We start from the raw sequence: 25,780 nt of genomic DNA, 5'->3' as shown, positions 1-25,780 counted from the left end.
TGGCGCTTCAGGGGCGGTCGCTGAAATCACGCTGCAAGACAGGCAGTACGCGGCAGAAGCAGCCTGGCGGGTTGCTACCTGGCCGGCCTGGGTCAGGTGATTTTCAGTGACTCGATCAGCTCCGCATTCGCGGGCGACAGCTGCAGTACCGGTGCGTGTTCATGCGCTTGTTTTCCATGGTCACGCCCTCCGGTGGTCCAGTCGGGCTAGGGGTTGGTCGGTCGGGTTCAGACGTTTTTCACGGTGGTTTGCAGACGAAATTTTTCCTTGCGCTCGATCTGCACCACCTGGCCGTTGTGCACGGTGATTTCCAGCGAGCCGTACTTGAGGCCGGCGAGCGCTTGAAGGATCTCGCGCAGCAGGCCCTTCTCGTCCTGAGCATCCGGATAGCGAAGCGGTTCGCTCATCGTGTTCTCCAGGGCCGCCTTGCACCGCGGGATTGCAGCGCAGCGAGGCAGGCGCCGGGCAGATAGTAGGCAGTGCCTTTTATTCCTTAAAATACATTTTTATCACATGCTTATAACCCATTTGTCTCGTCCGAGGTGGCTTTGCCTTTAAACGAAAAGGAATAGATAAATTCTTTTTTATTCTTTTATTGCTTGTTATGGCAGGCTCTAGACTCAGCCCCCTCGTTGAGAGGAGGTGCAGGCATGCACAGCGAATCCATTCGTTACCTGATCGTGCCGGGCTGGCATGGCTCGCCTGACGATCATTGGCAAAGTCACTGGCAACGCAGCCTGCCCAACAGCGTGCGCGTCGAGCAGCGGGATTGGGTCGAGCCGCGCCGCGAGGCCTGGGTTGCCGAACTGTCGCGTGCCGTCGAGGCCAGCGAGCAGCCCACCGTGGTGATCGCCCATAGCCTGGGCTGCGTGACGCTGGCGCATTGGGCGCAGCGGGCACCCGAGGCATTGCGGCAGCGGGTACGCGGCGCGCTGCTGGTGGCGCCGGCCGATGTCGAGCGGGCGCAGTGTCCCGAAGCCCTGCGTGATTTCGCGCCGGTGCCGAGGCAGGCGCTGCCGTTTCCCAGCCTGCTGGTCGGCTCGGACAACGATCCGGCCGCCAGTGCCGAGCGAGCCATGGCCATGGGCCGCGACTGGGGTAGCGAGACCGTCGTGCTCGGCGGCGTCGGCCACATCAACGTCCGCTCCGGCCACACGCGCTGGGAACAGGGCTTCGCCTATCTTCATCGACTCCAGCGACTGATCGAACAACCCGCGCGCCTGGTTGCCTGACGCGCGCCCACGCCCACCCTCGAAGGGAGAGAACCATGAGCATCCATCTCGGCGATATCGCCCCCGATTTCGAACAGGATTCCAGCGAAGGCCGCATCCGCTTCCACGAGTGGCTGGGTGACAGCTGGGGTGTGCTGTTCTCGCACCCGGCCGACTTCACCCCGGTGTGCACCACCGAACTCGGCTTTACCGCCAAGCTCAAGGACGAGTTCGCCAAGCGCAACGTCAAGGCCATCGCCCTGTCCGTGGACCCGGTGGATTCGCACATCAAGTGGATCGAGGACATCAACGAGACGCAGAACACCCGCGTCAACTTCCCGATCCTGGCCGACGCCGACCGCAAGGTCTCCGAGCTGTACGACCTGATTCATCCCAACGCCAGCGACACCCTGACGGTGCGCTCGCTGTTCGTCATCGATCCGAACAAGAAGGTGCGCCTGAGCATCACCTACCCGGCGAGCACCGGGCGCAACTTCCACGAGATCCTGCGGGTGATCGATTCGCTGCAGCTGACCGACAACCACAAAGTCGCCACCCCGGCCAACTGGCAGGACGGCGACGAGGTGGTGATCGTGCCCTCGCTCAAGGACGAGGCCGAGCTCAAGCAGCGCTTCCCCAAGGGCTATCGGGCGGTCAAGCCGTACCTGCGCCTGACGCCGCAACCGAATCGGTGATCGGCAGAGGCCCGCCGCGGGTATGAACCAACGGCACGCGAACGTGCCGTTTTGACCAGGCCGAAGGGCGCGCGTCACGCGCGCCCTTCGGCCTTTTTCGTTGGCGCCTGAGCATCGTGCGTCGCGCTTGCATAGGGCCAAACACGCGGCGTTTTTCCGGGCGCCGCGGCTGCCCGGTAGACTGTCGTCTTTCCGCAGTTCGAGGGCAGAGGGTGGACACACGGCAGGGCTTCGTCCTGACCCGGCACTGGCGCGATACCGCCGAGGGCATCGAGGTGAGCTTCTGGCTCGCCACCGACGCCGGGCCGCGCCAGGTCCGCGTGCCGCCGCAGGAGGCGGTGGCCTTCGTGCCCGCGGTGCAGCGGGCCGAGGCCGAGCGCCTGCTGGCCCAGGCGCCGCCCGAGCGCGGCAGCCCGGCGCCGGGCTGGGCGTTGCGCCCGCTGCGGCTATGCGACTTCCGCCATCGTCCGGTACTTGGCCTGTACTGCCACAGCTATCGTCGGCTGCTGCAGCTCGCACGCCTGCTGCGCGAGGGTGGGGTGGATATCTACGAGGCGGACATTCGCCCGCCCGAGCGCTACCTGATGGAGCGCTTCATCACCGCGCCGGTCACCTTTACCGGCGAGCGCGACGGCACCGTGCAGTTGCGTGCCGACGAACACTACCGGCCGCAGTTGCGGCTGGCCTCGCTGGATATCGAGACCACCGCGCGCGGCGAACTCTACTCGATCGCCATCGAAGGCTGCGGTTCGCGCCAGGTCTACATGCTCGGCCCGGCCAACGGCGCCGCGCCGGAGGTGCCGCTGACCTGGTGCGAGAGCCGCGCCGACCTGTTGCGCGGGCTCAACGCCTGGCTGGCCGAGCACGACCCGGACGCCATCATCGGCTGGAACCTGGTGCAGTTCGACCTGCGCATCCTGCGCGAGCATGCACGCCAGCTGCAGGTGCCGCTGCGCCTGGGCCGCGGCGGTGGCGAGCTGGAGTGGCGCGAGCACGGCATGCGCAGCAACCACTTCTTCGCCGACGCCGCGGGGCGGTTGATCATCGATGGCATCGAGGCGTTGCGCTCGGCGTTCTGGAGCTTTCCCTCGTTCAGCCTGGAGAGCGTTGCGCAGAGCCTGCTCGGCGAAGGCAAGGCGATCGACAATCCCTACCAGCGCATGGCCGAGATCGAGCGCATGTTCGCCGAGGACAAGCCGGCGCTGGCGCGCTACAACCTCAAGGACTGCGAGCTGGTCACGCGCATCTTCGCTCACACCCGGGTGCTCGACTTCCTCCTTGAGCGCGCCACGGTGACCGGCCTGCCGGCCGACCGCAGCGGTGGCTCGGTGGCCGCCTTCGAGCACCTCTACCTGCCGCCGATGCATCGCCTGGGCTTCGTCGCGCCGAACCTCGGCGAGCGCGAGCCGGAGGCCAGCCCCGGCGGCTTCGTCATGGATTCGCGCCCAGGCCTCTACGAATCGGTGCTGGTGCTCGACTACAAGAGCCTCTACCCCTCGATCATCCGCTCGTTCCTGATCGACCCGGTGGGGCTGATCGAAGGGCTGCGCCAGCCCGACGAGGCCGACTCGGTGGCCGGCTTTCGCGGCGCGCGCTTCTCGCGCAGCCGGCACTGCCTGCCAGCCATCGTCGAGTGCGTCTGGCAGGGCCGCGAGGCGGCCAAGCGCGACGGCAACAAGCCGCTGGCCCAGGCGCTGAAGATCATCATGAACGCCTTCTACGGCGTGCTCGGCTCCAGTGGCTGCCGCTTCTTCGACCCGCGCCTGGCGTCGTCGATCACCCTGCGCGGGCACGAGATCATGCGCCGCACCCGCGAGCTGATCGAAGCCGAGGGGCATCTGGTGATCTACGGCGATACCGACTCGACCTTCGTCTGGCTGCGCCGTGCCCACGCCGATGCCGAGGCGGCGGCGATCGGCCAGGCGCTGGCGGCGCGGATCAACGCCTGGTGGCGCCAGCACCTGGCGGCCGAATACGGCCTGCAGAGCGCCCTGGAGTTGCAGTTCGAAACGCACTTCAAGCGCTTCCTGATGCCCACCATCCGCGGTGCGGAGGAGGGCAGCAAGAAGCGCTACGCCGGCCTGGTGACGCGTGCCGACGGCAGCGACGGCATGGTCTTCAAGGGCCTGGAGACGGTGCGCACCGACTGGTCGCCGCTGGCCCAGCGCTTCCAGCAGGCGCTGTACCTGCGCATCTTCAACCGCGAGCCGCACCGCGAGTTCGTCCGCGACTACGTGCGGCGTACCCTGGCCGGCGAGCTCGACGAGCTGCTGGTCTACCGCAAGCGCCTGCGCCGTCGGCTGGACGACTACCAGCGCAACGTGCCGCCGCATGTCCGCGCGGCGCGCCTGGCCGACGCCTACAACGACAGCCAGGGCCGTCCGCGGCAGTACCAGAGCGGCGGCTGGATCAGCTACCTGATCACCCGCGCCGGCCCCGAGCCCCTGGAGGTGCGCCGCGCGCCGGTCGATTACGACCATTACATCGGGCGCCAGCTCAAGCCCGTGGCCGATGCCATCCTGCCCTTCGTCGGCGACGACTTCGATTCGCTGATCGACGGCCAGCTGGAGCTGTTCTGAGCGAGCGCGGTCCAACGGCAAACTGCCGGAGGCCCGCGCATGTACCTGATCCAGATCCTCCTGCCGCTCTACCGCAACGACGGCCAGGCGCTGCCGCGTGCGCTGTTTCGCCAGGTCCGCGACGAGCTGATCGAACGCTTCGGCGGGCTTACTGCCTACACCCGGGCGCCGGCCAGCGGCTACTGGCAGGAAGAGCCGCAAGCGCCGCCGAGCCACGATGACTCGGTGATCTACGAGGTGATGGCCGCGCATCTGGAGCGCGACTGGTGGCAGCGCTATCGCGGCGAACTGGAGCGGCGCTTCGAGCAGGAGTCGTTGCTGCTGCGCGCGCAGCGGGTGGAGCGGCTTTAGGGCCCCTCAATCGCGCTCGGGCTGGAACCGCACGTCCGGCGAGCCGTCGGCGTTGAGCTGCTCGATCGACTGCGGCCGGCCGCTCTCGTCCAGGCGCACGCGACCGATGCCGGCGCCGTTCCACAGGCGTTCGCCGGCGCTGCGGCGATCCGGCACCCAGGGCTCGACCCGCACGCGGCGGCGCTTGGTCAGCCAGTTCAGCGGCGAGCGCGGCGCGTAGAGCCAGCGGTTGAGGCGGTCGAACAGATCGAGCAGGCGTCGCGGAAATTCGTTCTTGATGCCACTGCTGGTGATCTGCCAGAGCTGCGGGCCGCCGCGCCGCCCGCGAATCACCACGCGGTAGACGAACGAGTAGTGCACATCGCCGGAGAGGATCACGTAGTTCGCCGGCGTGCGCGTGTGGCGGAAGATGTTGAGCAGCACCTGCGCGGCGCCGCGGTGCGCCATCCAGTTTTCCGCGTCGACCAGCAGCGCGTGCCCGGCCCAGCTGAACAGGCGCTGCACCGCTTCGATCAGCTTGACGCCGAACATCGGCGCCGGCGAGACGATCACCACCGCGTCGTGGCCGAGCAGCTGCTGCTGGAAGTCGGTGAGCGCCTCCCAGTCCATCAGCCCGGATGGGCGGCTGAGGTGGCGTTCGCTGCGCCAGCGGCGGGTACGCGTGTCGAGCACCACCAGCACCGGCGTGGTCGCCAGCGTGTAGCCCCAGTCCTCGACCTCGAGCACCGCAGCGACCGCGGCGTCGTGCCCTGCGCAGTCGAGCATGCCGTCGCGGGCGCCGTGCAGCAGCGCGGCGACGCGGTCCAGCGGCGCGGCGAGCGCCTCCGGCGCGTTGCCCCAGGCCTGGCACAGCAGGTAGGCGAGCAGCGCATTGCCGATGATGCGCCGCGAGAAGGGATGGCCATAGGCGGTTTCCTCCCAGCGCGCCGAGAGGTTCCAGTCGTCGGTGATGTCGTGGTCGTCGAAGATCATCAGCGTCGGCAGGTGCGCCAGGGCGCGGGCGACGCGCGGCAGGCTCTCGACGAAGGCGGCGATCGCGTCGGCCTCGCGGGCGTAGCGCGCGGCATTCTCGCTATCCAGCGCCGGTGGCTCTGGGGCGATCAGCGTCCATGGCTGCGGCGACCAGACCAGGAGGTACATCGCCAGCACCTCGGCCAGCGTGACCAGATGGTTGTGCGCGCTGGCGGTGGTGAAGATCGGCTTGTCGACGCCGCCGAAGAAACGCTCGCGCAACGCCTCGTTGGACTTGAACGCCGGCAGCAGCTGCTCGCGCCGGTAGTAGGTCGCCGGGTGCTTCAGCAGCGCCTCGCTGTCGGCGACCACCGCGCCTTCCAGGCATTCGCCATGGAGCCCGAGCCGGCGGATCAATGCGTGGATGGCCACCAGCATCGGCCCGGCGACATCGTCGGCGTAGATCTGGTCGCCGGTGAGCAGCAACGCGGCAGGTCGCTCGGCGGGCGCCGATGTGGCCTCGAGCAGCGCATCGACGCAGGTCAGCCCGTCGGCCGAGGCGTGGTGCGGCTTGCGGCAGGAACCATGCAGCAGGTCGTCGAAGCGCGCGCGCAGGACGAAACCCGGCCGGTTCGTGCCGGGGTAGAGCAGGTGCGGTGCCCAGCTGGCGATGCCGGCGTCGGCCTCGTCGTCGAGGGTCAGGTCGTAGGCGATCATGCGGTCGAGCGGCAGCGCTTCGGCGAGCGCCACGTCGATCAGGTGCAGCCAGGCGTGCTCGCCCAGGCGCAGGCGCCGGCAGGCGGACTCGTCAAGGGGGACGCGGCGCTCGGCCTCACCTTCGGGGGCCAGCTGCAGGGTCAGCGGCAGCGGACGGCTGCCGACCAGCCAGAGCCGCAGGCGCCCCGGCTCGAGGCGGCGCAGGATCGGCCCGGCGAGCACCGCCGGCAGGGCGCTCACGGCGCCGCCTCCGCGGCCTTCAGGGCCTGGCTCACCTCGCGCTCCAGCGCGTAGGCCGGCGCTTCCACGGCGCGGTAGTCCTGGGTATAGCGCCAGGCGAACTCGGCGACGCCCCACTGCTGGTACTGCTCGACGTGCTTGAGCTCGTGGGCCCAGAGCGCGGCGTTGTCCTCGGCGTCGGCGGCGTGGCGGAAGACGATCACGTCGACCAGCGTGACTGCGTTGACGTCGGGGTTCTGCAGCATCGCGTCGGCCGCCGCCAGGGTGCTCGGATCGCCGACCCGGTAGCGCGCGGCATCGAGCACGCCAAAGTCGAACCAGGGTTCGAGCTGGGCGCGAATCTGCAGCGGCATTGGCTGTACCCCTGCGGCCAGGGCGCTGTCGCGCGAATATTGCAGCCAGTTCTGCAGGGCGAAGGAGGTCATGCGGCTGAAGCGCTCGTAGTCCTGGCCGCCGCCGGCACTGGCCGGGGCGCAGAAGCAGGCAACCACGCAGACCTGCTGCTGGCCCTGCGGGCAGGGCTGCGCCTGCACCGGCGGGATGCAGGCGGCGAGCAGCAGTGAGCAGAGCAGGTGGCGAATGCGAAGGGCAGGCATGAGGCTGGCGGGCATGGGCTCGGGGCGGCTGATTCTAGCGCCGGCCGGGCCCGCTCGGACCGCCTATTTCTTCACCCAGCTGCCGTTGATCAGTACCAGCTGGCCGCGCGGGGTCTTCTCGATGGCCTTCTTGCCGGCGATGGCTTCGACATCACTGACGGCGATGCCGTTCTGCTGCGCGACGCGGTGATATTCGGCGCGGCGCGCCTGGTTGATCTGGCTGGCGATCTCCTCGGCCTGGCCGCCGGACTGCACCACGCCGAGATAGCCGTCGGGGCGCTCGCCGAGCTGGCCGCTGGCCTTGGCCTGGCCGAGCGCGGCCATGGCTTCGTTGAGAGTCATCGCCGCCGCGGGCAGGGCGATCAGCGCCAGCAGCAGGCCGGCGAGCTTGAGATGGCGTTTCATGGCGCTCCTTCAGAACAGTCCGCTGTCTTCGTTGATGATCGAATCGAGCTGGCGATCGACCTTGATGTAGATCTCGTGCTCGATCTTCACGTTGAGGTTGATGTTGATCGGCTCGTTGGGCACCGCCAGCTCGACGCGCGGGGTGCAGGCGCCGGCCAGCAGGGCCAGCAGCAAGAGGGGCGGCATGTGACGCAACCGCATGGCGGTTCTCCTGTTCCGGTCAGCGCTGCAGGCGTTGCTGCACCCGGCGCTGGATGGTTTCGCTGACGCGATCGCTCAGTTGCAGGCTGGTCAGCAGCGCGGGAATGTCTTCCTCGAGGTTGACCGAGAAGTTCACCGGCCGGCCGCCCTCGAGCGCCGGGTTGCGGCCCTCGATGCGCAGCCCGAGCTGCAGCTTGCCCGATTCATCATAGCGGACGTCGCTGGTCAGCAGGCTGTAGTGGAAGTCGTGCAGGGCCTCGGTGACCAGCTTCATCGCAGGGTTCGCCGCCGCCAGCGCCTCGAGCCTGGGCGAATTGAAGCGCAGTACGCCGCCAGGCGCGCGCGCCGCCAGCCGGCCCTGCGCGATGCCGAGGCCCGCCGGCCCGTAGCGGGCGTCGAAGCGGCCATCCAGGGTGCCGCTGCCGGCCAGCCCTTCGGCCGGGTAGGCACGCAGCAGCGCGTCGATCTCCAGGCCTTGCAGCTGCAGGTCCAGCGGCTGCGCCGCGCGACCGAGTTCGAGGCTGCCCGGCGCGAGCCACAGGCGGCCGCCGAGTAGCTGAGTCTCGGCCTGGCTCCAGGCGAGGCGCCCGCTGCCGAGGGCCGCGAGCTGGCCGTCGTAGCGGCCGCGCAATTGCAGCGGGCCGATCGACAGGCCGGGATTCAGGCGCGCCAGCTGCAGGTCGGGGATCTGCACCTGCAGGCGCTCGCCGCGCAGGTCGACCCGCACGCCGGCTGCCAGGCCGTCGAACTCGGTGGTGTCGTAGAGCCCGGCGAGGCCGCGGCCATCGAGCGTGGCGTCCAGCTGCAGGGCGCCGCGTGCGGGCAGGCGCAGGCGGGCGTCGCCCTTGAGCCGCCCGCTGGCCAGTTCCAGGGTGGCGGGCCAGTCGGCCAGGGTGGCGGCCAGCGGGTTGCCGGCACGCAGGAACAGCTCGGCCAGGGTCAGCTCGGCGCGCAGTCCGTCGGAAGTCTGTCCGGCCTGTAGCGCCAGGGCGAGCCCGGCGCCGTTGCGCAGCGTGCCCTGTACGTCGAGGCGCTGTGGCGTGGCTTCCAGGCGAGCCTGCCAGTTCCACTCCAGGGGCCGCAGGGCTGGCTGCTCCAGGTGCTGCACGCGCAGTTGCAAGGGGCCCCGGGCGTGGTAGCCGGCGACCTCCGGTGCCGTGGCGAGGTCCAGCACCAGGCCGTCGAAGCGGGCGTCCAGGCCGTTGGCGGTGGCCCCGGCCGCGCCCAGCCGGGCGACCTCCAGGCGTGCCTCGCCGAAGCGCAGCTGGCCGCCGGCGCGGTCGAGCTGGCCGTCCAGGCGCACGCGCAGGTCGAGCTGGCGCAACTGCAGGCCGGCCTGCTCGAGCCTGGCGCTGCGCAGGCGGCCGCGCAGGCTGTCGATGATCAGCTCGGGTGCGGCGCTGGCGCGCACGCGCAGGTCGCCCTCGAGGGCGAGTTCCGGCCCGCCGCGGCTGTGCGCCTGCACCTGCAGGCCGAGGCTGCCATCCTCGGTGGCACGCGGGGTGAGGCGCAGCTGCAGGGCCTCGGGCCGCAGCGCCGCCGGCAGCGGTTGCAGCAGCCGATCGGCCGGGACCAGCTCGAGGTCGGCGTCCAGGCGCTCCGGCAGCCAGGCACCGGCCTCGCCGCGCGCAGCCAGCTCGAGGCGGCCGCGCAGCTCGCCCAGCGCGGGCACCGGCCAGTAGCCGGGCAGCTCGGCGGACAGGCGCAGCTCGCCGGCGGCCTGGCGCCAGTCCGGCAGCCCGGCCAGCGGGCGCGGGACGGGCAACGTCAGCGCCCAGGCGGCGCCCAGGCGCATGTCGGTCGGCAGCGGGTCGCTGCTGCGCGCGTCGCACGGCGTCCAGCGGCACAGCCAGGGCAGCAGCCAGGACGCCTCGGGCAGGCCGTTCAGCGCGGCGCCACCGTCCCAGCCGAGCTGGCCAGCGGCGTCCTGCAGGCGGCTGTGCAGCGACAGGCGCGGGGTGCCGTCGAGGCTCAGTGCCAGGTCCAGCTCGGTCGCCGCCTGCGCCGGCCGGGCATCCAGTTGCAGTGTCAGCTGATGGGCTGTCTCCGTGTCGCCGGGGCGCAATTGCAGCGTGGCGCTGACCGGGAGCAGCGCAGTCTCGGCGCGTTGCAGTTCGAAGGCACCCTGTTCGCGACAGATGCCCGTCGCACAAGGCAGGATCAGCTGGAATTCGGCGACACGCAGGGCCCGCGGCAGCCAGCCCGCCAGGCGGTGCAGCAGTTCATCGGAAAACTCCGGCAGCGCGGTGCCATCGGCAGCGGTCTCGCCGCCGGTGGATCGTGCGTCGAAACTCAGCCGGGCGATCTCCAGCGTTTGCGGGCGCAGCCCGGCCAGGTGCAGGCGGACTCCGTCGAGGCGCAGCTGCTGCACGGCGCCCTCGGCGTCACTGCGCTGCAGCTCCAGCCGGTCGAGGGCCAGCTGCGCCGGTGACAGCCGCAGGCCGTGCCAGTCGAGTCGCTCGATGCCCTGGTCGCGCTTGAACGCCTGCCAGCCGGTGGCGAGCAGGGCGAAGGCCCCGCCGAGCAGCAAAAGCGACAGCCCGAGGGCGAGCAGGATACGGCGTCTGGTCATGCCTTTCTCCGGAGGGCGAACCGGAGCAAGCATAAGGCCTGCCGCGTCCCCGGGCCGAGCCTGTCAGGCCAGGCGCGGTGCGACCTGCAGCGGCTCTGGAAGTTCCCGCGAGGCTGCGACGTTGAGCCGCGCAGGCCCCGTGCCAGGGCGGTGCGCAGCCAGGTGCCAGCACTTGTGCACATTTTCGGGGCGCCTTTGTCAAGGCATTCCGGTCGCTGGCCGCAAACCCGCGTGGTTGCTGGGCTCGTGCTTAAGTGATTGAAAAATAAGTGTTTTTCAAGCTGGTGAAAAAACCGCCAGTTTGAGCGCAGGCCAGATGTCACCGGGCCTACGGCGACTTGTCTGCACTTTGTCCACTTAGTTATCCACAGGTTCTGTGGATGAAAAAAACGAGTATTTCTAGAACGCCACTGGGTACTTTTGACAAGACTTTTCCTCGCCGAAAAAACGTGTAAAGTGCGCGCCCTCACGCCTTGCCCCATCTGTGAACATGAGATTCCGCACCTTCGCCCCGGCCGCCGTCCCCGCTTCCTCCACCCCGCGCCTGCGCATGGCCATGTGGCTGCTGGACAACCCGCACCTGGGGCGCACCGACGGCGTCAAGCGTATCGCCGGGCGCCTGCTCAAACAGCCGGCGCGCGAAGGCGTGGTGGTCGCGCAATCGCGCCTGGGGCGCCTGCTGTGCCGTGACTGCGATGGCAATCGCGACCGCCGCATCGGTTTCGAACTGCTGCGCCAGGCGGCTCGCGCCGGCGATTGCCAGGCACAGTTGGAGCTCGGCCGGCTGTACGCGCAGCCGCAGCACGGCGAGCCGGAAAAGGCCCGTCAGTGGCTGGAGCAGGCCGCCGGCCAGGGTTCGGCCGAAGCGCGGCAACTGCTGCGCCAGCTCGGCCTGGCGGTCTGACCCCGCCGCGCAGCCCCCGTTATACTGCCCGGCATTCTCGCCGGAGCCGCCGATGTCCTTCGATCCCCTCTATTCCATTGCCGCGCTCGGCCTGGGCGTCGTCCTGCTGGCCGGACTCTGCGTGCAGCTGCGCTTGCGCCTGGGGCGCGAGCAGACCGAGCAGGCGCTGTTGCACGAACGGCTGGCCCAGGCCGGCCTGGCCGAGCAGGGGCTGGGGGCGCAGCTGGATGCGGCGCGCCATGAGCTGGCCGAACTGAACGAGTTGAAGGCCGAACAGCAGGCCGAGCTGGCGGCCATGCGCCGCGAGGCGCAGCTGCTGCAGCTGCAGCGCAGCGAGGATCGCCGCAGCATCGCCGAGCTCGAGACCGAGCGCGAGCAGCTGCAGGGCGAGCTGCGCCGGCTTGGGGCCGAGCATGCCGCGCTCGGCGCCGAGCTGCGCGAGCAGCAGAACACCCATCAGCAGCGCCTGCACGACCTGCAGCAGGCCCGCGACGAGCTGCGTGCGCAGTTCGCCGAGCTGGCCGGGCGGATCTTCGACGAGCGCGAGCAGCGTTTCGCCGAGACCAGCCACGAGCGCCTCGGGCAGTTGCTCGATCCGCTCAAGGAGCGCATCCAGGCGTTCGAGAAGCGGGTCGAGGAGAGCTACCAGAGCGAGGCGCGCGAGCGCTTCTCGCTGGTGCGCGAACTGGAGCGCCTGCAGCAGCTCAACCAGCGCCTGGGCGACGAGGCGACCAACCTGACCCGCGCCCTGCAGGGCCAGAAGATCCAGGGCAACTGGGGCGAACTGGTGCTCGAGCGGGTGCTCGAGCACGCCGGGCTGGAGAAGGGGCGCGAGTACCAGACCCAGGTCAGCCTGAAGAGCGCCGACGGCCAGCGCTACCAGCCCGACGTGCTGATCCGCCTGCCCGGCGAGCGCCAGGTGGTGGTCGATGCCAAGGTCAGCCTGACCGCCTACCAGGCGCTGCTCGGCGCGGCCGACGAGGACAGCCGGGCGCTGGCGCTCAAGCAGCACGTGCTGTCGCTGCGCAACCACTTGAAGGGGTTGTCGGCCAAGGATTACCAGCGTCTCGAAGGCCTGCAGAGCCTGGACTTCGTGCTGCTGTTCGTGCCGATCGAGGCGGCCTTCGCCACCGCCCTGCAGGCCGACCCGGAGCTGTTCCAGGAGGCCTTCGGCCGGCATGTGGTGATCGTTAGCCCGACCACCCTGCTGGCCACCCTGCGCCTGATCGACAGCCTCTGGCGCCAGGAACGGCAGGACCAGAACGCCCGCGAGATCGCCGAGCGCGCCGGCGCGCTGTACGACAAGTTCGTCGCCTTCCTGCAGGACCTGGACGAGGTCGGCAGCCGCCTGCAGCAGCTGGACAAGGCCTACCAGGGCGCGCGCAACAAGCTCACCGAGGGCCGCGGCAACCTGGTCGGGCGCAGCGAGCAACTGCGCCAGCTCGGCGCAAGGGCCAGCAAGCGGCTGCCCGGCGACTGGCTGGAACGCGCCGGGGTGGCGCCGGTCGAGGCGCTGCTCGAGCCCGGCCTGCCCGAGACCGGCTCGCAGGGCTGACTGCGCCTGGGCCGCGGCCGCCGCTAGCGCAGCAGCAGGACGGCGGCCCCGGCGAGCAGGCCGGCGAGCATCACCGGGGCGCTGCGCAGGGCCAGCTGGCGGCCGCCGACGACCAGGATCAGCGCCGCCTTCACCAGGCTGTTGCTGACCACCGCGATGTAGATCCCGCGTACCGCCAGGTCGGCATCGAGGCCGTCGCGCGCGCTCCTGGCCAGCGACAGGGTGATGGCGTCGACATCGGTCGTCCCCGACAGCAGCGAGACCAGGTAGACGCCCATGTCGCCCAGGTAGTGCCGCGCGCCCTCGACCAGCACGAGGATGAGCACCAGCAGCGCGGCGAAACGCAACGCCGGCAGCAGCTCGAAGGGGTTCTTCAGTGGCGGCTCGGCGGCCTGCTCGGGGTGTTCGGCCGCGCGCAGGTAGAACAGCAGCGCGCCGGCGGCGTACACCGCCGCGGCGGCCAGCAGCGGCAGCAGCAGGGCATCGAGCAGCGCCGGGTTGAGCACGCTGACCTCCAGCAGCACCCGCGGGAACATCAGCGCCGAGGTGGCCAGCAGGGCCGCCACCAGCGCGGCGCGCAGCCTGGGCGCATCGAGCCGCGCCAGGGTCAGGGTCATGGCCGTCGACGAGACCATGCCGCCGAGCAGCGCGGTGACCAGCAGCCCGTGGCGCTCGCCGAGCAGGCGGATCGCGACGTAGGCGGCGAAGCCGATGCCGGCGATCAGCACCACCATCAGCCAGGTGGTGTAGGGGTTGAGCGCCTGCCAGGGGCCGTAGCCCTGGTTGGGCAGCGCCGGCAGCAGCACCACGGAGATGAACAGCAGCTTCAGCGCCCCGCCCAGTTCGGCCTCGCTGAGCCGGCGCAGGGCGCCGTGCAGCTTGCCCTTGAGGCTGAGCAGGAGGGCGACGACGATGGCCGCGCCGCCGGCCAGCAGGCGGCTTTCGGCGACCGCCAGGCTGCCGAGCAGGAAGGTCAGCAGCATGGCGACCTCGCTGGTCATGCCGTGGTCGCCGCCCGGTGCATCCACCAGGTAGCCGGCGATGACCAGCAGCGCCAGCAGGGCGAACAGGGTGATCCAGGCGGCGACGCCCAGGTGCTCGGCAGCCACGGCGGCCAGCCCGCCGAACAGCCCGGTGAGGCCGAAGGTGCGGATGCCGGCGACCAGCTCGGGGTTGGCGTGGTCGCGCCCGCTCCAGCCGCGCTCGGCGCCGATCAGAAGGCCCGCGCCGAGGGCGGTGGCAAGGTTGAGAAGCAGTTCCAGGGGCATGGCGTGGCGATCCGGGTCAGCATGCCCTCAGTGTATCCGTCCCGGCCGTATGGCGTGGCGCCCGGCCGTGGCCGAATGCCACGCCGATGCCTCAGCGCAGGGTCAGGTGGCGGCTCATCAGCGCGCGCAGCGCGGCCGGCTTGACCGGCTTGGGCAGGAAGTCGAGGCCGGCGGCGTGGATCTCGGCGACCAGCTCGGGGCGTGCGTCGGCGCTGATCACCACCCCCGGCACCGGTTCGCCGAGGCGGCTGCGCAGCCAGCCCATCAGCTCGGTACCGGTGTGGCCCTGGTCCAGGTGATAGTCGACCAGCACCAGCTGTGGGCGCACGTCCTCGGCCAGCAGCGCCTGGCACTCCTCGCGGTTGCGCGCGGTCCAGACCTGGCAGCCCCAGCGCGACAGCAGGCTGTTCATGCCGATGAGGATGCTGTCCTCGTTGTCGATGCACAGCACCTGGGTGCCGGTCAGCGCGCTGTGCTGCGGCTCGCGCGCGGCCGGCAGCCGGCGCAGCGGGGCCGCCGGGGCGATGGGCACGGTGACGCTGAACATGCTGCCCTTGCCCAGCCAGGAGCGCACCTCGAGCTTGTGGCCGAGCACGTGGCAGAGGCCGTCGGCGATCGCCAGGCCCAGGCCCAGGCCCTTCTCGGCGCGGGTCTGGTGGCTGTCCAGGCGCTTGAATTCCTCGAAGATGACCTTGAGTTTGTCCTGCGGGATGCCCGGGCCGCGGTCCCAGACTTCCAGCCGCAGCGCATTGCCCTGGCGACGCACGCCGAGCACCACGCGGCCCTTGGCGTAACGGAAGGCGTTGGTGAGGAAGTTCTGCAGCACCCGGCGCAGCAGGCGCACGTCGCTGTCGACCCGCAGCCTGCTGCCGTGCACGCGGAAGTCCACGCCCTGCTCGCGGGCCAGGGCGGTGAACTCGGTGCCCAGGGTGTCGAACAGCGAGGACAGCGCGAAGGGGTTGCGGTCGGGCGTCACCCGGCCGCTTTCCAGGCGTGAGATGTCGAGCAGGTCGGTGATCAGGTCCTCGGCCGAGCGCAGCGAGCTGTCGAGGTGGCGAATCAGTTCGCGAGCCTCGGCGGGCAAGGCGTCCTGCTGGTGCGACAGCGCCGCGGAGAACAGCCGCGCGGCGTTGAGCGGCTGCATCAGGTCGTGGCTGACTGCGGCGAGGAAGCGCGTCTTCGACTGGTTGGCCGCCTCGGCGGTGCTCTTGGCCTCGATCAGCGCGGCGTTGAGCTGCGACAGCTCCTGGGTGCGCTCGCTGACCCGCTGCTCGAGGCCCTCGTTGGCGTCCTTCAGCGCGCGCTCGGCCTCGCGGTAGGCGGTGATGTCGCTGAAACTCATGACGAAGCCGCCGCCGGGCATGGGGTTGCCGATCAGCTCGACCACCCGGCCGTTGGGGAACAGCCGCTCGGAGGTGTGCGCGCGGCCCTGGCGCATCCAGTACAGGCGCTTGGCGACGTGGGTGTCGGGGTCGCCCGGGCCGCACAGGCCGCGCTCGGCGTTGTAGCGGATGATGTCGGAGATCGGCCGGCCGATGTAGACCAGCCCATCGGGGTAGTCGAACAGTTCCAGGTAGCGACGGTTCCAGGCCACCAGGCGCAGCGACTGGTCGACCACGCTGATGCCCTGGGTGATGTTCTCGATCGCGCCCTGCAGCAGCGCGCGGTTGAACTGCAGCACCTCGCTGGCCTCGCCGACGATGCGCACCACGTCGTCGACCTGCATGTCGCGGCCTTCCAGCGCGGCCTTGACCACCGCGCGGGTGGAGGAGGCGCCGAGCACGCCGGCCAGCAGGCGCTCGGTGTGGGCGATCCACTGGCCATCGGCCTGCTGGCGCAGGGAGAACTCCTGGCCGTGGCGGCGGGCGAAGCGCTGGAAGCTCTGCTCGGCGCGCTCGGCGCCGACGAAGCGCGAGGCCAGCGAGAGCAGGTCCTCGACGTGCACGGCGAGCAGGCGCCGGCTGCTGGTGCTCGGGGTGATCTCCTGGCCGATGAAGCGGCTGGCCTGCCAGTGCTCGGCGACGCGGGTCTGGGTGAGGATCGAGACCCAGAAGAACAGGGTGGCGTTGCCCATCAGCGACAGCGTGACGCCGAGGGTCAGGCCGCTGATGCCGAAGCCCGGGCCACCGCCGTACATCCAGCTCAGGCCCGGGAACATCTCCAGCGGCCAGCCGAGCAGCGGCAGGATCAGCGTGTAGAACCAGATCGCCGCGCCGGCGGCGAGGCCGGCGAACACGCCGCGGCGGTTGGCCTGCTTCCAGAACAGCGCGCCGATCATGGCCGGGGCCAGCTGGGTGACGGCGGCGAAGGCGATCTGGCCGATGGTCGCCAGGCTCGCGGTCGGGCCCAGCAGCCGGTAGCTGACGTAGGCCAGCAGCAGGATGGCGATGATGCTGACGCGGCGCACCGAGAGCATCCAGTGGCGGAAGGCCTCGAACGGCTGTTCGGTCTCCTGGCGGCGCAGCAGCCAGGGCAGCAGCATGTCGTTGGAGACCATGGTCGACAGCGCGACGCTGGCGACGATCACCATGCCGGTGGCGGCCGAGGCGCCGCCGATGAAGGCCAGCAGGGCGAGCCCCGGATGCGCCTCGGCCAGCGGCAGGCTGATGACGAAGGAGTCCGGGGTGACGCCGGCCGGCAGCAGCATCTGCCCGGCCAGGGCGATCGGCACGACGAACACCGCGGCCAGCACCAGGTAGACCGGGAACACCCAGCGCGCCAGGCGGAAGTCGCGCGGGTCGTTGTTCTCCACCACTGAGACGTGGAACTGCCGCGGCAGGCAGACCAGCGCCATCATCGCCACCACGGTCTGCACCAGCATCGACGGCCAGTTCACCGTCTCGGCCCAGAAGCTGGTCAGCTCCGGCGAGTCATGGGCCTGGTTGAACAGGTCGCCGAAGCCGTCGAACAGGCCGAAGGTGACGAAGGCGCCGACCGCGAGGAAGGCCAGGAGCTTGATCAGCGATTCGAAGGCGATCGCCAGCACCATGCCGCGATGGTGCTCGGTGACGTCCAGGTTGCGCGTGCCGAAGAGGATGGTGAACAGCGCCAGCACGAGGGTCACGATCAGCGCGGTGTCGCGCGTGCCGGTGCCGGTGGCGTCGATGTTGGTGCCGATCAGCATGTTCACGCCGAGCACGATGCCCTTGAGCTGCAGGGCGATGTAGGGCAGCACGCCGACCAGGCAGATGATCGTCACCATTACCGCCAGCAGCTGCGACTTGCCGTAGCGCGCGGCGATGAAGTCGGCGATCGAGGTGATGTGCTCCTGCTTGCTGATGACGATCATCTTCTGGATGACGTAGGGCGCGAACAGCATCACCAGCATCGGCCCCAGGTAGATCGGCACGAACGCCCAGAGCTGCTCGGCGGCCTGGCCGACCGCGCCGAAGAACGTCCAGCTGGTGCACCACACCGCCAGCGACAGGCTGTAGACCCAGGCGCGCAGGCGCGGCGGCATCTCGCCGCTGCGATCGCCATAGAAGGCGATGGCGAACAGGATGGCCATATAGATGAGGGCGACTGCCGCGATCAACCCGCCGGACAGGGTCATGCAAACTCCGAACAAAAAGCATTGTCGACAGCCAGGCGCCGGAAGCACCCGATGGGGCTCCGCGATTATGGCTGGCTTGTCGGCTGGACGAATGAGGAATCGGCGCAGTTTGGCAGCAATCGGGGCGCTCTGGCCATCGCTGCGACCATCGTCGCATGGGGCTGCGCAGCGTCTGCGATCAACCTCGCGGCCCGTCCGGCAGGGCACAATGGCCCTTGTCGTCGCATCATCTGGAGAAGGTCATGTTCGTACCGCTTCCCTTCGCCCTGCAGCGAGGCGCCCTGCGCCTGGATCCGCTGGCGGAGGCCGACATCCCCGTGCTGGCCGCGCTGGCCGAGCAGAACCGCGAGGAACTGGCCTGCATGAACGGCCCGCTGCGTCCGGACTGGTATCGCCAGGCGCTGGCCAGCCAGCGTGACGGGCGCGCGGTGGTGTTCACCCTGCGCATGGGCGAACGGGTCGTTGGCACCACGCGGCTGGCCGACTTCCTGCCCGAGCTGCCGGCCGCCGAGCTGGGTTGGACCTGGCTCGATCGCGCCGAGCACGGCACCGGGCTGAACGCCTCGGTGAAGTTCCTCCTGCTGCGCCACGTCTTCGAGGACTGGCAGCTGGTGCGCCTGCAGCTCAAGACCGCGGCAAGCAACCTGCGCTCGCAGCGCGCCATCGAGAAGCTCGGCGCGCAGTACGAGGGGCGCCTGCGCAACCACCGGCGGCTGGCCGACGGCCGCCTGGACGACACGCTGCTCTACAGCATCACCGACCGGGACTGGCCGGCAATCCGCGAGCGACTTGGCGCCGGCGGCTGAGGCGACGGCCGGCGCTGTCACCGTCCGGTCATGCGGATCGCCGAAAAAGAAGCGTTCGGGTAAGGTTGGCGGTTTGCGCCGCGGCGCTGCCGGGCCGCCGTAGGGGCGCCCGGCGTGCAGGGCCGCGCCACCAGGGAGTGCCGATGTCGCGTTCGCAAGAATTTCTCCATGGCTGCCGGGATATCCTGCCGCTGATCCTCGGCGCGATTCCCTTCGGCATCATCTTCGGTACCCTCGCGGTGGCGGCCGGGCTGAGCCCGCTGCAGGCCATGGGCATGTCGGCGCTGGTGTTCGCCGGCTCGGCGCAGTTCATCGCCATCACCCTGCTCGGCGGCGGTGTCGGCGCGGCCGTGGTGCTGCTGACCACCTTCGTGGTGAACCTGCGCCATGCGCTCTACAGTGCCGCGCTGCAGCCGTTCGTGCGGCACCTGCCGGGGCGCTGGCGGGTGCCGCTGGCGTTCTGGCTGACCGACGAGGCGTTCGCCGTGGTGCAGCACCGCTACGCGCGCGACGATGCCTCGCCGTACAAGCACTGGTTCTTCCTCGGCGCGGCGCTGACCATGTACCTGAGCTGGCAGGTGTCGACGCTGATCGGGGTGATCTTTGGCCAGGCAGTGCCGAACGTCGCCGCCTGGGGGCTGGATTTCGCCATGATCGCCACCTTCATCGGCATCGCCGTGCCGATGATGCGCAGCTGCCCGCAGGTGGCCTCGGCGGTGGTCGCCGGGCTGGTGGCGCTGGCGACCTGGAGCCTGCCGTACAAGCTCGGCCTGCTGGCCGCGGCGCTGGCCGGCATCGTCGTCGGCGTGTGGCTGGAGCGGCGCGCCGAGCGCGCCCTGGCCGGGGAGGACAGGGCATGAGCCTGTGGCTGCTGATCCTGGGCATGCTGGCGATCACCTTCATGACGCGCTTCAGCTTCTTCGCCTGGCCCGACCTGCGCTTCGCCCGGGCCGTCGAGCAGGGGCTGCACTACGTCCCGGTCGCCGTGCTGACCGCCATCGTCGTACCCGGCATGCTGATGCCCGAGGGCGAGCTGTGGCTGGACTGGCGCAACGCCTACCTGCTGGCCGGCGCGCTGGCCATCGTCGTCGCCGCGCTGACCCGCCACCTGCTGGCGACCATCGCCCTCGGCCTGCTGAGCTTTTTCGTGCTGCGCTGGGCCCTGGGCCAGCTGCCGCTGTGAGGGCAAGACCATGACCCTGCCGGAGCCCGCCCGATGAGCCAGCATTCGCAGTTCCGCCTGCTCGCAACGCGGCGCTTCCTGCCGTTCTTCCTGACCCAGTTCCTCGGTGCCTTCAACGACAACGTGTTCAAGCAGGCGCTGGTGCTGGCGATCCTCTTTCGCCTGGGTATCGAGGCGGACAAGAGCCTGCTGATCAACCTCTGTGCGCTGTTGTTCATCCTGCCGTTCTTCCTGTTCTCGGCCTTTGGCGGCCAGCTTGGCGAGAAGTACGAGAAGGCGAGGCTGATCCGCAGGATCAAGCTGGCCGAGGTGCTGATCATGCTCGCCGGGGCCGCCGGGCTGCTGCTCGGCAGCCTGCCGCTGCTGCTGCTGGTGCTGTTCGGCATGGGCACCCAGTCGGCGCTGTTCGGCCCGGTGAAGTATTCGATCCTGCCGCAGCAGCTGGCGCCCGACGAGCTGATCGGTGGCAATGCGCTGGTGGAGATGGGCACCTTCCTGGCGATCCTCGGCGGCACCATCGGCGCCGGTGCGCTGCTGGGGCTGGACGACTACGCGCCGGGCGTGGCGCTTGCCGTGGTGCTGCTGGCCGCGGCCGGCTACCTGGCCAGCCTGGCGATCCCGCGTACGGCCGCCGGGCTGCCCGGACTGGTGCTCGACTGGCACGCCCTGCGCCAGTCGCTGCAGGTGCTGCGCCTGGGGTTCGCGCAGCAGCGGGCGGTGTCGCGCTCGATGCTCGGCAACTCCTGGTTCTGGTTTCTCGGCGCGACCTACCTGACGCAGATCCCGGCGTTCTCCAAGGACCTGCTGCAGGGAGACGAGACGGTGGTCACCCTGATCCTGACGCTGTTCTCGGTGGGTATCGCCTTCGGTTCGCTGCTCTGCGAGCGGCTCTCGGCGCACCGGGTCGAACCCGGGCTGGTACCGGTGGGCGCGCTGGGGCTCGGCCTCTCCGGTCTGCTGCTGTGGTGGAGCGCCGGCGGCATGCCGGTGGCGGCCGAGCGCGACTGGCTGGCGCTGCTGGCCGAGCCGGCTGCCTGGTGGGTGCTGGCCGGTGTGCTCGGCCTGGGTGTCGCCGGCGGCCTCTACATCGTGCCGCTGTATGCGTTGATCCAGGCGCGCACGCCCTTGCAGCAGCGCGCCCGTGTGGTGGCGGCGAACAATATTCTCAACGCGCTGTTCATGGTGCTTTCGGCGATCGTCGCGATCCTGCTGCTGGTGGTGCTGGGGCTGACGATCCCGCAGCTGTTCCTGGCGGTCTCGCTGCTGAACTTCGCCTTCGCAGCCTATCTGTTCAGCGCCGTGCCGGAGTTCGTCGCCGGCTGGCGACCCGGGCGCGTCGCCGGGCCGTGAGCGCGGGGCAGGGCTGGCGAGGCTGAGCCCGCCAGCCGGGGCGCGGCTCAGATGCCCTGGGGGATCTCTTCGCCGCCGAGTGCCTCGAACAACGCCGGCAGGAACTCGCGCAAGGTCAGCATCATCAGCACGAAGCTGGCGTCCTGCTGGGCGAGGGCATCGTCGCCGCCGTCCTGCTCGGCCTGCTCCTGCAGCAGTTCCTCGAAGCGCAGGCGCTTGATCACCGTCTTGTCGTCGAGCACGAAGGACAGCTTGTCCTGCCAGGCCAGCGACAGCTGGGTGACCTGCTTGCCGGCTTCCAGGTGCTGCTGGATCTCGTCGCTGGTCAGGTCCTGGCGCTTGCAGCGCACCACGCCGCCATCCTCGTGGGTATCGCGCAGCTCGCATTCGTCGAGCACGAAGAAATCGTCGGCGGCCTTCTGCGTCTTGACCCAGTCGGTGAGGGTGGCGCTGGGCGCGACCTTCACCGTCAGCGGGCGTACCGGCAGCGAGCCGATCGCCTCGCGCAGGGTGGAGAGCAGGTCTTCGGCCTTGCGCGGGCTGGCCGAGTTCACCAGGACCAGCCCGCGCTCGGCGTCGATGGCGGCGAAGGTGCCCGACTTGCGGATGAAGGCGCGCGGCAGGAAGGCCTGGACGATGTCGTCCTTGAGCTGGTCGCGCTCCTTCTTGTAGACCTTGCGCATCTGCTCGGCCTCGATCTCGTCGACCTTTTCCTTGAGCGCATCCTTGACCACGCTGCTGGGCAGGATGCGCTCTTCCTTGCGTGTGGCGATCAGCAGGAAGCCCTGGCTGGCATGCACCAGCGGCGCATCGGCGCCCTTGCCGAACGGGGCGACGAAGCCGTAGGTGCTGGTCTCCTGGCTGGCGCAGGGGCGGGCGGGCTTGGCGGCCAGTGCGGCTTCCAGTGTCTCGACATCGAAGGGGACGTTCTGGGTGAGACGGTAGACGAGCAGGTTGCGAAACCACATGGCGAGGAAACTCCGGACAAAGCAAAGCGCGCATTATTCCCATCCGCCCGGGTCAGGCCAACCCTCGGTGCATCACCTCGGGGAAAACGGTGATAAAAGGCGACTCCGCTAAGTCTTTGAAACTTTCCAAATTTTTTTTGCATTGGGGGGTTGCCAAGGTAGGGAGGCATCTCTAGAATGCGCCCCACTTCGAGAGCAAATGGGTGATTAGCTCAGCCGGGAGAGCATCTGCCTTACAAGCAGAGGGTCGGCGGTTCGATCCCGTCATCACCCACCACTCGAGGTAATGCGCAGCGGTAGTTCAGTCGGTTAGAATACCGGCCTGTCACGCCGGGGGTCGCGGGTTCGAGTCCCGTCCGCTGCGCCATCTAGCTTCTCGGGAATACTGAACGCCCGGGAAAACGAAAAAAGCGACCTTAGGGTCGCTTTTTTCGTTTCTGCCTGCCGTCTTGCGCTGCCTGCGCCTCCTGCGCAGCACATGCATTCTTTGCGATGTCTTTACCCTTTGCGGCCTCGGGCTTCGTAGCCAGGGCTCGGGGGTGCCTGTTAAGCTCGTCCGCCTGAAAAGCGTCACCCTTTCCCGGATAGAAGGAAACAGCATGAGACTACATCATCGTTTGGCACCGGCAGTCGCCCTGGTCGGCCTCGTCCTGGCCGGCTGCGACTCGCAGACCAGTGTCAAGCTCGACACTCCGGCGCAGAAGGCGTCCTACGGTATCGGCCTGAACATGGGCAAGAGCCTGGCGCAGGAGGGGATGGATGATCTCGACTCGAAGGCCGTCGCCCTGGGGATCGAGGACGCCGTCGGCAAGAAGGAGCAGAAGCTGACCGACGAGCAGCTGATGGAGGCCTTCTCCGCGCTGCAGAAGCGTGCCGAGGAGCGCATGGCCGAGGCCAACGCCAAGGCTGCCGAGGCCGGCAAGAAGTTCCTCGAGGACAACGGCAAGCGCGAGGGCGTGAAGACCACCGCCTCGGGCCTGCAGTATGAAGTGATCAAGGCCGCCGAGGGCCCGCAGCCCACCGCCGAGGACGTCGTCACGGTGCACTACGAGGGTGCCCTGACCGACGGTACCGTGTTCGACAGCTCGATCAAGCGCGGCAGCCCGATCGACCTGCCGGTCGGCGGCGTGATCCCTGGCTGGGTCGAAGGCCTGCAGCTGATGCATGTCGGCGAGAAGTACAAGCTGTACATCCCGAGCGACCTGGCTTACGGCGAGCAGAGCCCGAGTCCGCTGATCCCGGCCAACTCGGTGCTGGTGTTCGAGCTCGAACTGCTCGGCATCAAGGGTGATGCGGCCGAGCCGGCTGCCGAGCCTGAGGCCGAGACCCAGGAGTAATCCGCTCGGTCCGTTCCTGGCGCCCCCTGTTTGGGGGCGCTTTCGTTTTTGCCTGTGAATGTTGTCGCCTCGGTGTGGTCAGAGCGAGTGCTCCAACCGGTTCGGATCGGGCGATTGCCCGTTTCGCCGGTTTTCGATCGATGAGGTGTTATGCAGTATCTGCGCGCGTTGCCCTTTCTTGCGGTATTGCTGGTCGTACTGTTCACCGGGCTGCGGCCCGATCCGGTGCCGCAGATGTTCGACCACCAGGACAAGCTGCACCACATGGCCGGGTTCGCTGCGTTCGCCTTCACGCTGAGATTCTCCTTCCCGCGCTTGCACTGGTTGCTGGTGGTGCTCAGCTCGCTGACTGCCGCGCTGGCCATCGAGTTGCTGCAGGGCGCGCTACCGCTGCGCACGCCGTCGTTCGGCGACATGCTGGCGAACTGCCTCGGCGTGGTATGCGGCTTGTCCGCCTCGCTGCTGCTGCGCTGGTGGCTTGCCAGGGGCGGGGAGGGCGCGGGCGAGGCTGGTGCAGCGGCCTCTGGCGCCTGAGCGGGCGGCCCGAATAACCTGGGACGCAGTCCCTGGAGTTCGACGGGCATAAAAAATCAGCGCATTGGCTGGGTTTAAATATGGCTCCGCGACCTGGACTCGACTGCGCCAGCAGAACGCGCTTCAGCGCGGCCCCGAGGGGGTGAGGCCGTGGGCCGAATAACCTGGGACGCAGTCCCTGGTGAGAGTCCGCAGGCAATAAAAAAGCCCCGGTATCAACCGAGGCTTTTCAATTTGGCTCCGCGACCTGGACTCGACAGCGCAGCTGAACGCGCTTCAGCGCGGCCCCGACGGGGTGAGGCCGTCGGCCGAATAACCTGGGACGCAGTCCCTGGTGAGAGTCCGCAGGCAATAAAAAAGCCCCGGTATCAACCGAGGCTTTTCAATTTGGCTCCGCGACCTGGACTCGAACCAGGGACCCAATGATTAACAGTCATTTGCTCTACCGACTGAGCTATCGCGGAACAACGGTGCGTATCCTACTGTTTCCAAAGGGGAAGTCAACCCCCTTGTCAGGCCTGCCGGGCACCCGGCGCGCCCCGCTGCAGGGCGTGCCGGGTATTGCTCGTCAGAGCACCTGGACGATGGCGTCGGTGACGTAGCCCAGGTTGCGCTCGTTGAGCGCGGCCGCGCAGATGCGGCCGGTGCTGATCGCGTAGACGCCGAACTCGGCGCGCAGGCGCTCGACCTGCTCGGCGGTCAGGCCGGAGTAGGAGAACATGCCGCGCTGGCGGGCGACGAAGCCGAAGTCGGTCTTCGCTCCCTTGGTCGCCAGCTGCTCGACCATGCCCAGGCGCATCTTGCGGATGCGCTCGCGCATCTCGCCCAGTTCGGCTTCCCACATGGCGCGCAGCTCCGGGCTGTTGAGCACCGAGGCGACCACCGTGGCGCCGTGGGTTGGCGGGTTGGAGTAGTTGGTGCGCACCACGCGCTTGACCTGCGACAGCACGCGCGCGGATTCGTCGCGACCCTGGGTGACGATGGACAGCGCGCCGACGCGCTCGCCGTACAGCGAGAACGACTTGGAAAACGAGCTGGAGACGAAGAAGGTCATGCCGGTCTCGGCGAACAGGCGCACGGCCACCGCGTCTTCCTCGATGCCGTCGCCGAAGCCCTGGTAGGCGATGTCGACGAAGGGCACGTGGTCCTTTTCCTGGAGTACTGCGATGACCTGCTTCCAGTCGTCGACGCCCAGGTCGACGCCGGTCGGGTTGTGGCAGCAGGCGTGCAGCACCACGATCGAGCGGGCCGGCAGGGCGCGCAGGTCGGCCAGCATGCCGGCGCGGTCCACGCCGTGGCTGCCGGCATCGTAATAGGCATAGTGCTGCACCGGGAAACCGGCCGATTCGAACAGCGCGCGATGGTTTTCCCAGCTCGGGTTGCTGATCGCCACCGTGGCATCGGGCAGCAGGCGCTTGAGGAAGTCGGCGCCGATCTTCAGGGCGCCGGTGCCGCCGAGGGCCTGGACGGTGACCACGCGGCCGTCGGCCAAAAGCGACGAATCGGCGCCGAACAGCATCTTCTGCACGGCGCTGTCATAGGCGGCGATGCCTTCGATCGGCAGGTAGCCGCGCGGCGCATGGGCGGCGATGCGCGCCTGCTCGGCTTCGGCGACGGCGCGCAGCAGGGGGATGCGGCCCTCTTCGTTGTAGTACACGCCCACACCGAGATTGACCTTGTTCGGCCGCGTGTCGGAATTGAAAGCTTCGTTGAGGCCGAGGATGGGATCGCGCGGCGCCATTTCGACGGCAGAGAACAAACTCATGGTGGAGGGCTCTGAAAGAGAAGGTGACAGGATTTTCAC

22 protein-coding genes and 3 tRNA genes are annotated in these 25,780 nt (G+C 69.0%); 14 read left to right on the top strand and 11 right to left on the bottom strand.

Annotated features, from left to right (window positions below):
• Positions 1-227: 227 nt before the first annotated feature.
• Positions 228-407 (bottom strand): sulfur starvation response protein OscA, encoded by a 180-nt coding sequence (gene oscA, locus L3N39_RS13880; protein WP_237258040.1) that lies wholly within the window; start codon positions 405-407, stop codon positions 228-230.
• 243 nt (positions 408-650) lie between these two features.
• Here oscA and L3N39_RS13875 point away from each other — a divergent pair, with 243 nt between their 5' ends.
• The 4 genes from L3N39_RS13875 (at position 651) to L3N39_RS13860 (ending at position 4,836) form a co-directional block, all read left to right on the top strand.
• The gene (locus L3N39_RS13875; RefSeq protein ID WP_237258039.1) at positions 651-1,232 is read left to right on the top strand and encodes an RBBP9/YdeN family alpha/beta hydrolase; all 582 of its coding nucleotides are present in this window, start codon (positions 651-653) and stop codon (positions 1,230-1,232) included.
• A gap of 35 nt (positions 1,233-1,267) precedes the next feature.
• Positions 1,268-1,906, top strand: a complete 639-nt coding sequence (locus L3N39_RS13870; protein WP_041110908.1) for a peroxiredoxin — start codon at positions 1,268-1,270, stop codon at positions 1,904-1,906.
• 212 nt (positions 1,907-2,118) lie between these two features.
• A complete protein-coding gene (locus L3N39_RS13865) occupies positions 2,119-4,485 on the top strand; it encodes a DNA polymerase II (protein ID WP_237258038.1) in 2,367 nt (788 codons plus the stop codon).
• A 39-nt stretch (positions 4,486-4,524) separates the two neighbouring features.
• A complete protein-coding gene (locus tag L3N39_RS13860; protein ID WP_237258037.1) occupies positions 4,525-4,836 on the top strand; it encodes a hypothetical protein in 312 nt (103 codons plus the stop codon).
• 6 nt (positions 4,837-4,842) lie between these two features.
• On the opposite strand, the gene L3N39_RS13855 is transcribed toward L3N39_RS13860, so the two are convergent.
• The 5 genes from L3N39_RS13855 to L3N39_RS13835 form a co-directional block, all read right to left on the bottom strand.
• Positions 4,843-6,726: an alkaline phosphatase D family protein gene (locus L3N39_RS13855; protein WP_237258270.1), complete on the bottom strand. Its 1,884-nt coding sequence runs from the start codon at positions 6,724-6,726 to the stop codon at positions 4,843-4,845.
• A 14-nt stretch (positions 6,727-6,740) separates the two neighbouring features.
• Entirely contained in the window at positions 6,741-7,340 is a 600-nt protein-coding gene (locus tag L3N39_RS13850) for an eCIS core domain-containing protein (RefSeq protein ID WP_237258036.1), read from the bottom strand.
• A gap of 63 nt (positions 7,341-7,403) precedes the next feature.
• Positions 7,404-7,745, bottom strand: coding sequence for a YdbL family probable chaperone protein (locus L3N39_RS13845; RefSeq protein WP_237258035.1), 342 nt, complete (start codon positions 7,743-7,745; stop codon positions 7,404-7,406).
• A 9-nt stretch (positions 7,746-7,754) separates the two neighbouring features.
• Positions 7,755-7,946, bottom strand: a complete 192-nt coding sequence (locus tag L3N39_RS13840; RefSeq protein ID WP_041106562.1) for a YnbE family lipoprotein — start codon at positions 7,944-7,946, stop codon at positions 7,755-7,757.
• A gap of 19 nt (positions 7,947-7,965) precedes the next feature.
• Positions 7,966-10,518, bottom strand: coding sequence for an intermembrane phospholipid transport YdbH family protein (locus L3N39_RS13835; RefSeq protein ID WP_237258034.1), 2,553 nt, complete (start codon positions 10,516-10,518; stop codon positions 7,966-7,968).
• Positions 10,519-11,068: 550 nt separating this feature from the next.
• On the opposite strand from L3N39_RS13835, the gene L3N39_RS13830 reads away from it, so the two are divergent.
• Together L3N39_RS13830 and rmuC are read left to right on the top strand one after the other, a co-directional pair.
• Entirely contained in the window at positions 11,069-11,422 is a 354-nt protein-coding gene (locus L3N39_RS13830) for a tetratricopeptide repeat protein (RefSeq protein WP_237258269.1), read from the top strand.
• Positions 11,423-11,474: 52 nt separating this feature from the next.
• Positions 11,475-12,977, top strand: a complete 1,503-nt coding sequence (gene rmuC, locus L3N39_RS13825; protein ID WP_431978030.1) for a DNA recombination protein RmuC — start codon at positions 11,475-11,477, stop codon at positions 12,975-12,977.
• Between the two features lie 23 nt (positions 12,978-13,000).
• Here the strand turns inward: rmuC and L3N39_RS13820 are convergent, their stop codons facing one another.
• Both L3N39_RS13820 and L3N39_RS13815 read right to left on the bottom strand, forming a co-directional pair.
• The gene (locus L3N39_RS13820; RefSeq protein ID WP_237258033.1) at positions 13,001-14,245 is read right to left on the bottom strand and encodes an MgtC/SapB family protein; all 1,245 of its coding nucleotides are present in this window, start codon (positions 14,243-14,245) and stop codon (positions 13,001-13,003) included.
• 91 nt (positions 14,246-14,336) lie between these two features.
• Positions 14,337-17,798, bottom strand: coding sequence for a hybrid sensor histidine kinase/response regulator (locus L3N39_RS13815; protein ID WP_237258032.1), 3,462 nt, complete (start codon positions 17,796-17,798; stop codon positions 14,337-14,339).
• A 242-nt stretch (positions 17,799-18,040) separates the two neighbouring features.
• Between L3N39_RS13815 and L3N39_RS13810 the strand changes: the two genes are divergently transcribed.
• The 4 genes from L3N39_RS13810 to L3N39_RS13795 all read left to right on the top strand — a co-directional run bounded on the left by L3N39_RS13810 (position 18,041) and on the right by L3N39_RS13795 (position 21,137).
• Complete coding sequence (locus tag L3N39_RS13810) at positions 18,041-18,604, top strand: GNAT family N-acetyltransferase (protein WP_237258031.1); 564 nt, start codon at positions 18,041-18,043, stop codon at positions 18,602-18,604.
• A gap of 143 nt (positions 18,605-18,747) precedes the next feature.
• A complete protein-coding gene (locus L3N39_RS13805) occupies positions 18,748-19,464 on the top strand; it encodes an AzlC family ABC transporter permease (RefSeq protein ID WP_237258030.1) in 717 nt (238 codons plus the stop codon).
• Positions 19,461-19,787, top strand: a complete 327-nt coding sequence (locus L3N39_RS13800) for an AzlD domain-containing protein (RefSeq protein ID WP_237258029.1) — start codon at positions 19,461-19,463, stop codon at positions 19,785-19,787. Before L3N39_RS13805 ends, L3N39_RS13800 begins: the two co-directional genes overlap by 4 nt.
• A gap of 33 nt (positions 19,788-19,820) precedes the next feature.
• Positions 19,821-21,137: an MFS transporter gene (locus L3N39_RS13795; protein ID WP_237258028.1), complete on the top strand. Its 1,317-nt coding sequence runs from the start codon at positions 19,821-19,823 to the stop codon at positions 21,135-21,137.
• A 47-nt stretch (positions 21,138-21,184) separates the two neighbouring features.
• Here the strand turns inward: L3N39_RS13795 and rdgC are convergent, their stop codons facing one another.
• The gene (gene rdgC / locus L3N39_RS13790) at positions 21,185-22,105 is read right to left on the bottom strand and encodes a recombination-associated protein RdgC (RefSeq protein ID WP_237258027.1); all 921 of its coding nucleotides are present in this window, start codon (positions 22,103-22,105) and stop codon (positions 21,185-21,187) included.
• 201 nt (positions 22,106-22,306) lie between these two features.
• Between rdgC and L3N39_RS13785 the strand changes: the two genes are divergently transcribed.
• The 4 genes from L3N39_RS13785 (at position 22,307) to L3N39_RS13770 (ending at position 23,976) form a co-directional block, all read left to right on the top strand.
• Positions 22,307-22,382 (top strand) — tRNA-Val (locus tag L3N39_RS13785).
• Positions 22,383-22,395: 13 nt separating this feature from the next.
• Positions 22,396-22,472 (top strand) — tRNA-Asp (locus L3N39_RS13780).
• Positions 22,473-22,704: 232 nt separating this feature from the next.
• Positions 22,705-23,442, top strand: coding sequence for a BamJ family beta-barrel-assembly machinery protein (locus L3N39_RS13775; protein ID WP_237258026.1), 738 nt, complete (start codon positions 22,705-22,707; stop codon positions 23,440-23,442).
• Between the two features lie 150 nt (positions 23,443-23,592).
• A complete protein-coding gene (locus L3N39_RS13770) occupies positions 23,593-23,976 on the top strand; it encodes a VanZ family protein (protein WP_237258025.1) in 384 nt (127 codons plus the stop codon).
• A gap of 388 nt (positions 23,977-24,364) precedes the next feature.
• Here L3N39_RS13770 and L3N39_RS13765 read toward each other — a convergent pair.
• Positions 24,365-24,440: transfer RNA gene (locus tag L3N39_RS13765), tRNA-Asn, on the bottom strand.
• Positions 24,441-24,544: 104 nt separating this feature from the next.
• Positions 24,545-25,741, bottom strand: a complete 1,197-nt coding sequence (locus L3N39_RS13760; protein WP_237258024.1) for an amino acid aminotransferase — start codon at positions 25,739-25,741, stop codon at positions 24,545-24,547.
• Positions 25,742-25,780 lie beyond the last annotated feature (39 nt).

The sequence above is a fragment of the Pseudomonas oligotrophica genome (assembly GCF_021726475.1).
In the GTDB taxonomy this organism is placed as follows: Bacteria; Pseudomonadota; Gammaproteobacteria; order Pseudomonadales; family Pseudomonadaceae; genus Stutzerimonas; species Stutzerimonas oligotrophica.
The sequence above is the reverse complement of the archived record's forward strand: the minus strand, read 5'-3'. Positions and strand labels throughout refer to the sequence as shown.

Bases quoted from the DNA above. Each gene is read 5' to 3' on its own strand.
- oscA (WP_237258040.1), bottom strand. From the start codon at position 407: ATGAGCGAACCGCTTCGCTATCCGGATGCTCAGGACGAGAAGGGCCTG.
- L3N39_RS13875 (WP_237258039.1), top strand. From the start codon at position 651: ATGCACAGCGAATCCATTCGTTACCTGATCGTGCCGGGCTGGCATGGC.
- L3N39_RS13870 (WP_041110908.1), top strand. From the start codon at position 1,268: ATGAGCATCCATCTCGGCGATATCGCCCCCGATTTCGAACAGGATTCC.
- L3N39_RS13860 (WP_237258037.1), top strand. From the start codon at position 4,525: ATGTACCTGATCCAGATCCTCCTGCCGCTCTACCGCAACGACGGCCAG.
- L3N39_RS13850 (WP_237258036.1), bottom strand. From the start codon at position 7,340: ATGCCTGCCCTTCGCATTCGCCACCTGCTCTGCTCACTGCTGCTCGCC.
- L3N39_RS13845 (WP_237258035.1), bottom strand. From the start codon at position 7,745: ATGAAACGCCATCTCAAGCTCGCCGGCCTGCTGCTGGCGCTGATCGCC.
- L3N39_RS13840 (WP_041106562.1), bottom strand. From the start codon at position 7,946: ATGCGGTTGCGTCACATGCCGCCCCTCTTGCTGCTGGCCCTGCTGGCC.
- L3N39_RS13835 (WP_237258034.1), bottom strand. From the start codon at position 10,518: ATGACCAGACGCCGTATCCTGCTCGCCCTCGGGCTGTCGCTTTTGCTG.
- L3N39_RS13830 (WP_237258269.1), top strand. From the start codon at position 11,069: ATGGCCATGTGGCTGCTGGACAACCCGCACCTGGGGCGCACCGACGGC.
- rmuC (WP_431978030.1), top strand. From the start codon at position 11,475: ATGTCCTTCGATCCCCTCTATTCCATTGCCGCGCTCGGCCTGGGCGTC.
- L3N39_RS13820 (WP_237258033.1), bottom strand. From the start codon at position 14,245: ATGCCCCTGGAACTGCTTCTCAACCTTGCCACCGCCCTCGGCGCGGGC.
- L3N39_RS13815 (WP_237258032.1), bottom strand. From the start codon at position 17,798: ATGACCCTGTCCGGCGGGTTGATCGCGGCAGTCGCCCTCATCTATATG.
- L3N39_RS13810 (WP_237258031.1), top strand. From the start codon at position 18,041: ATGTTCGTACCGCTTCCCTTCGCCCTGCAGCGAGGCGCCCTGCGCCTG.
- L3N39_RS13805 (WP_237258030.1), top strand. From the start codon at position 18,748: ATGTCGCGTTCGCAAGAATTTCTCCATGGCTGCCGGGATATCCTGCCG.
- L3N39_RS13800 (WP_237258029.1), top strand. From the start codon at position 19,461: ATGAGCCTGTGGCTGCTGATCCTGGGCATGCTGGCGATCACCTTCATG.
- L3N39_RS13795 (WP_237258028.1), top strand. From the start codon at position 19,821: ATGAGCCAGCATTCGCAGTTCCGCCTGCTCGCAACGCGGCGCTTCCTG.
- rdgC (WP_237258027.1), bottom strand. From the start codon at position 22,105: ATGTGGTTTCGCAACCTGCTCGTCTACCGTCTCACCCAGAACGTCCCC.
- L3N39_RS13775 (WP_237258026.1), top strand. From the start codon at position 22,705: ATGAGACTACATCATCGTTTGGCACCGGCAGTCGCCCTGGTCGGCCTC.
- L3N39_RS13770 (WP_237258025.1), top strand. From the start codon at position 23,593: ATGCAGTATCTGCGCGCGTTGCCCTTTCTTGCGGTATTGCTGGTCGTA.
- L3N39_RS13760 (WP_237258024.1), bottom strand. From the start codon at position 25,741: ATGAGTTTGTTCTCTGCCGTCGAAATGGCGCCGCGCGATCCCATCCTC.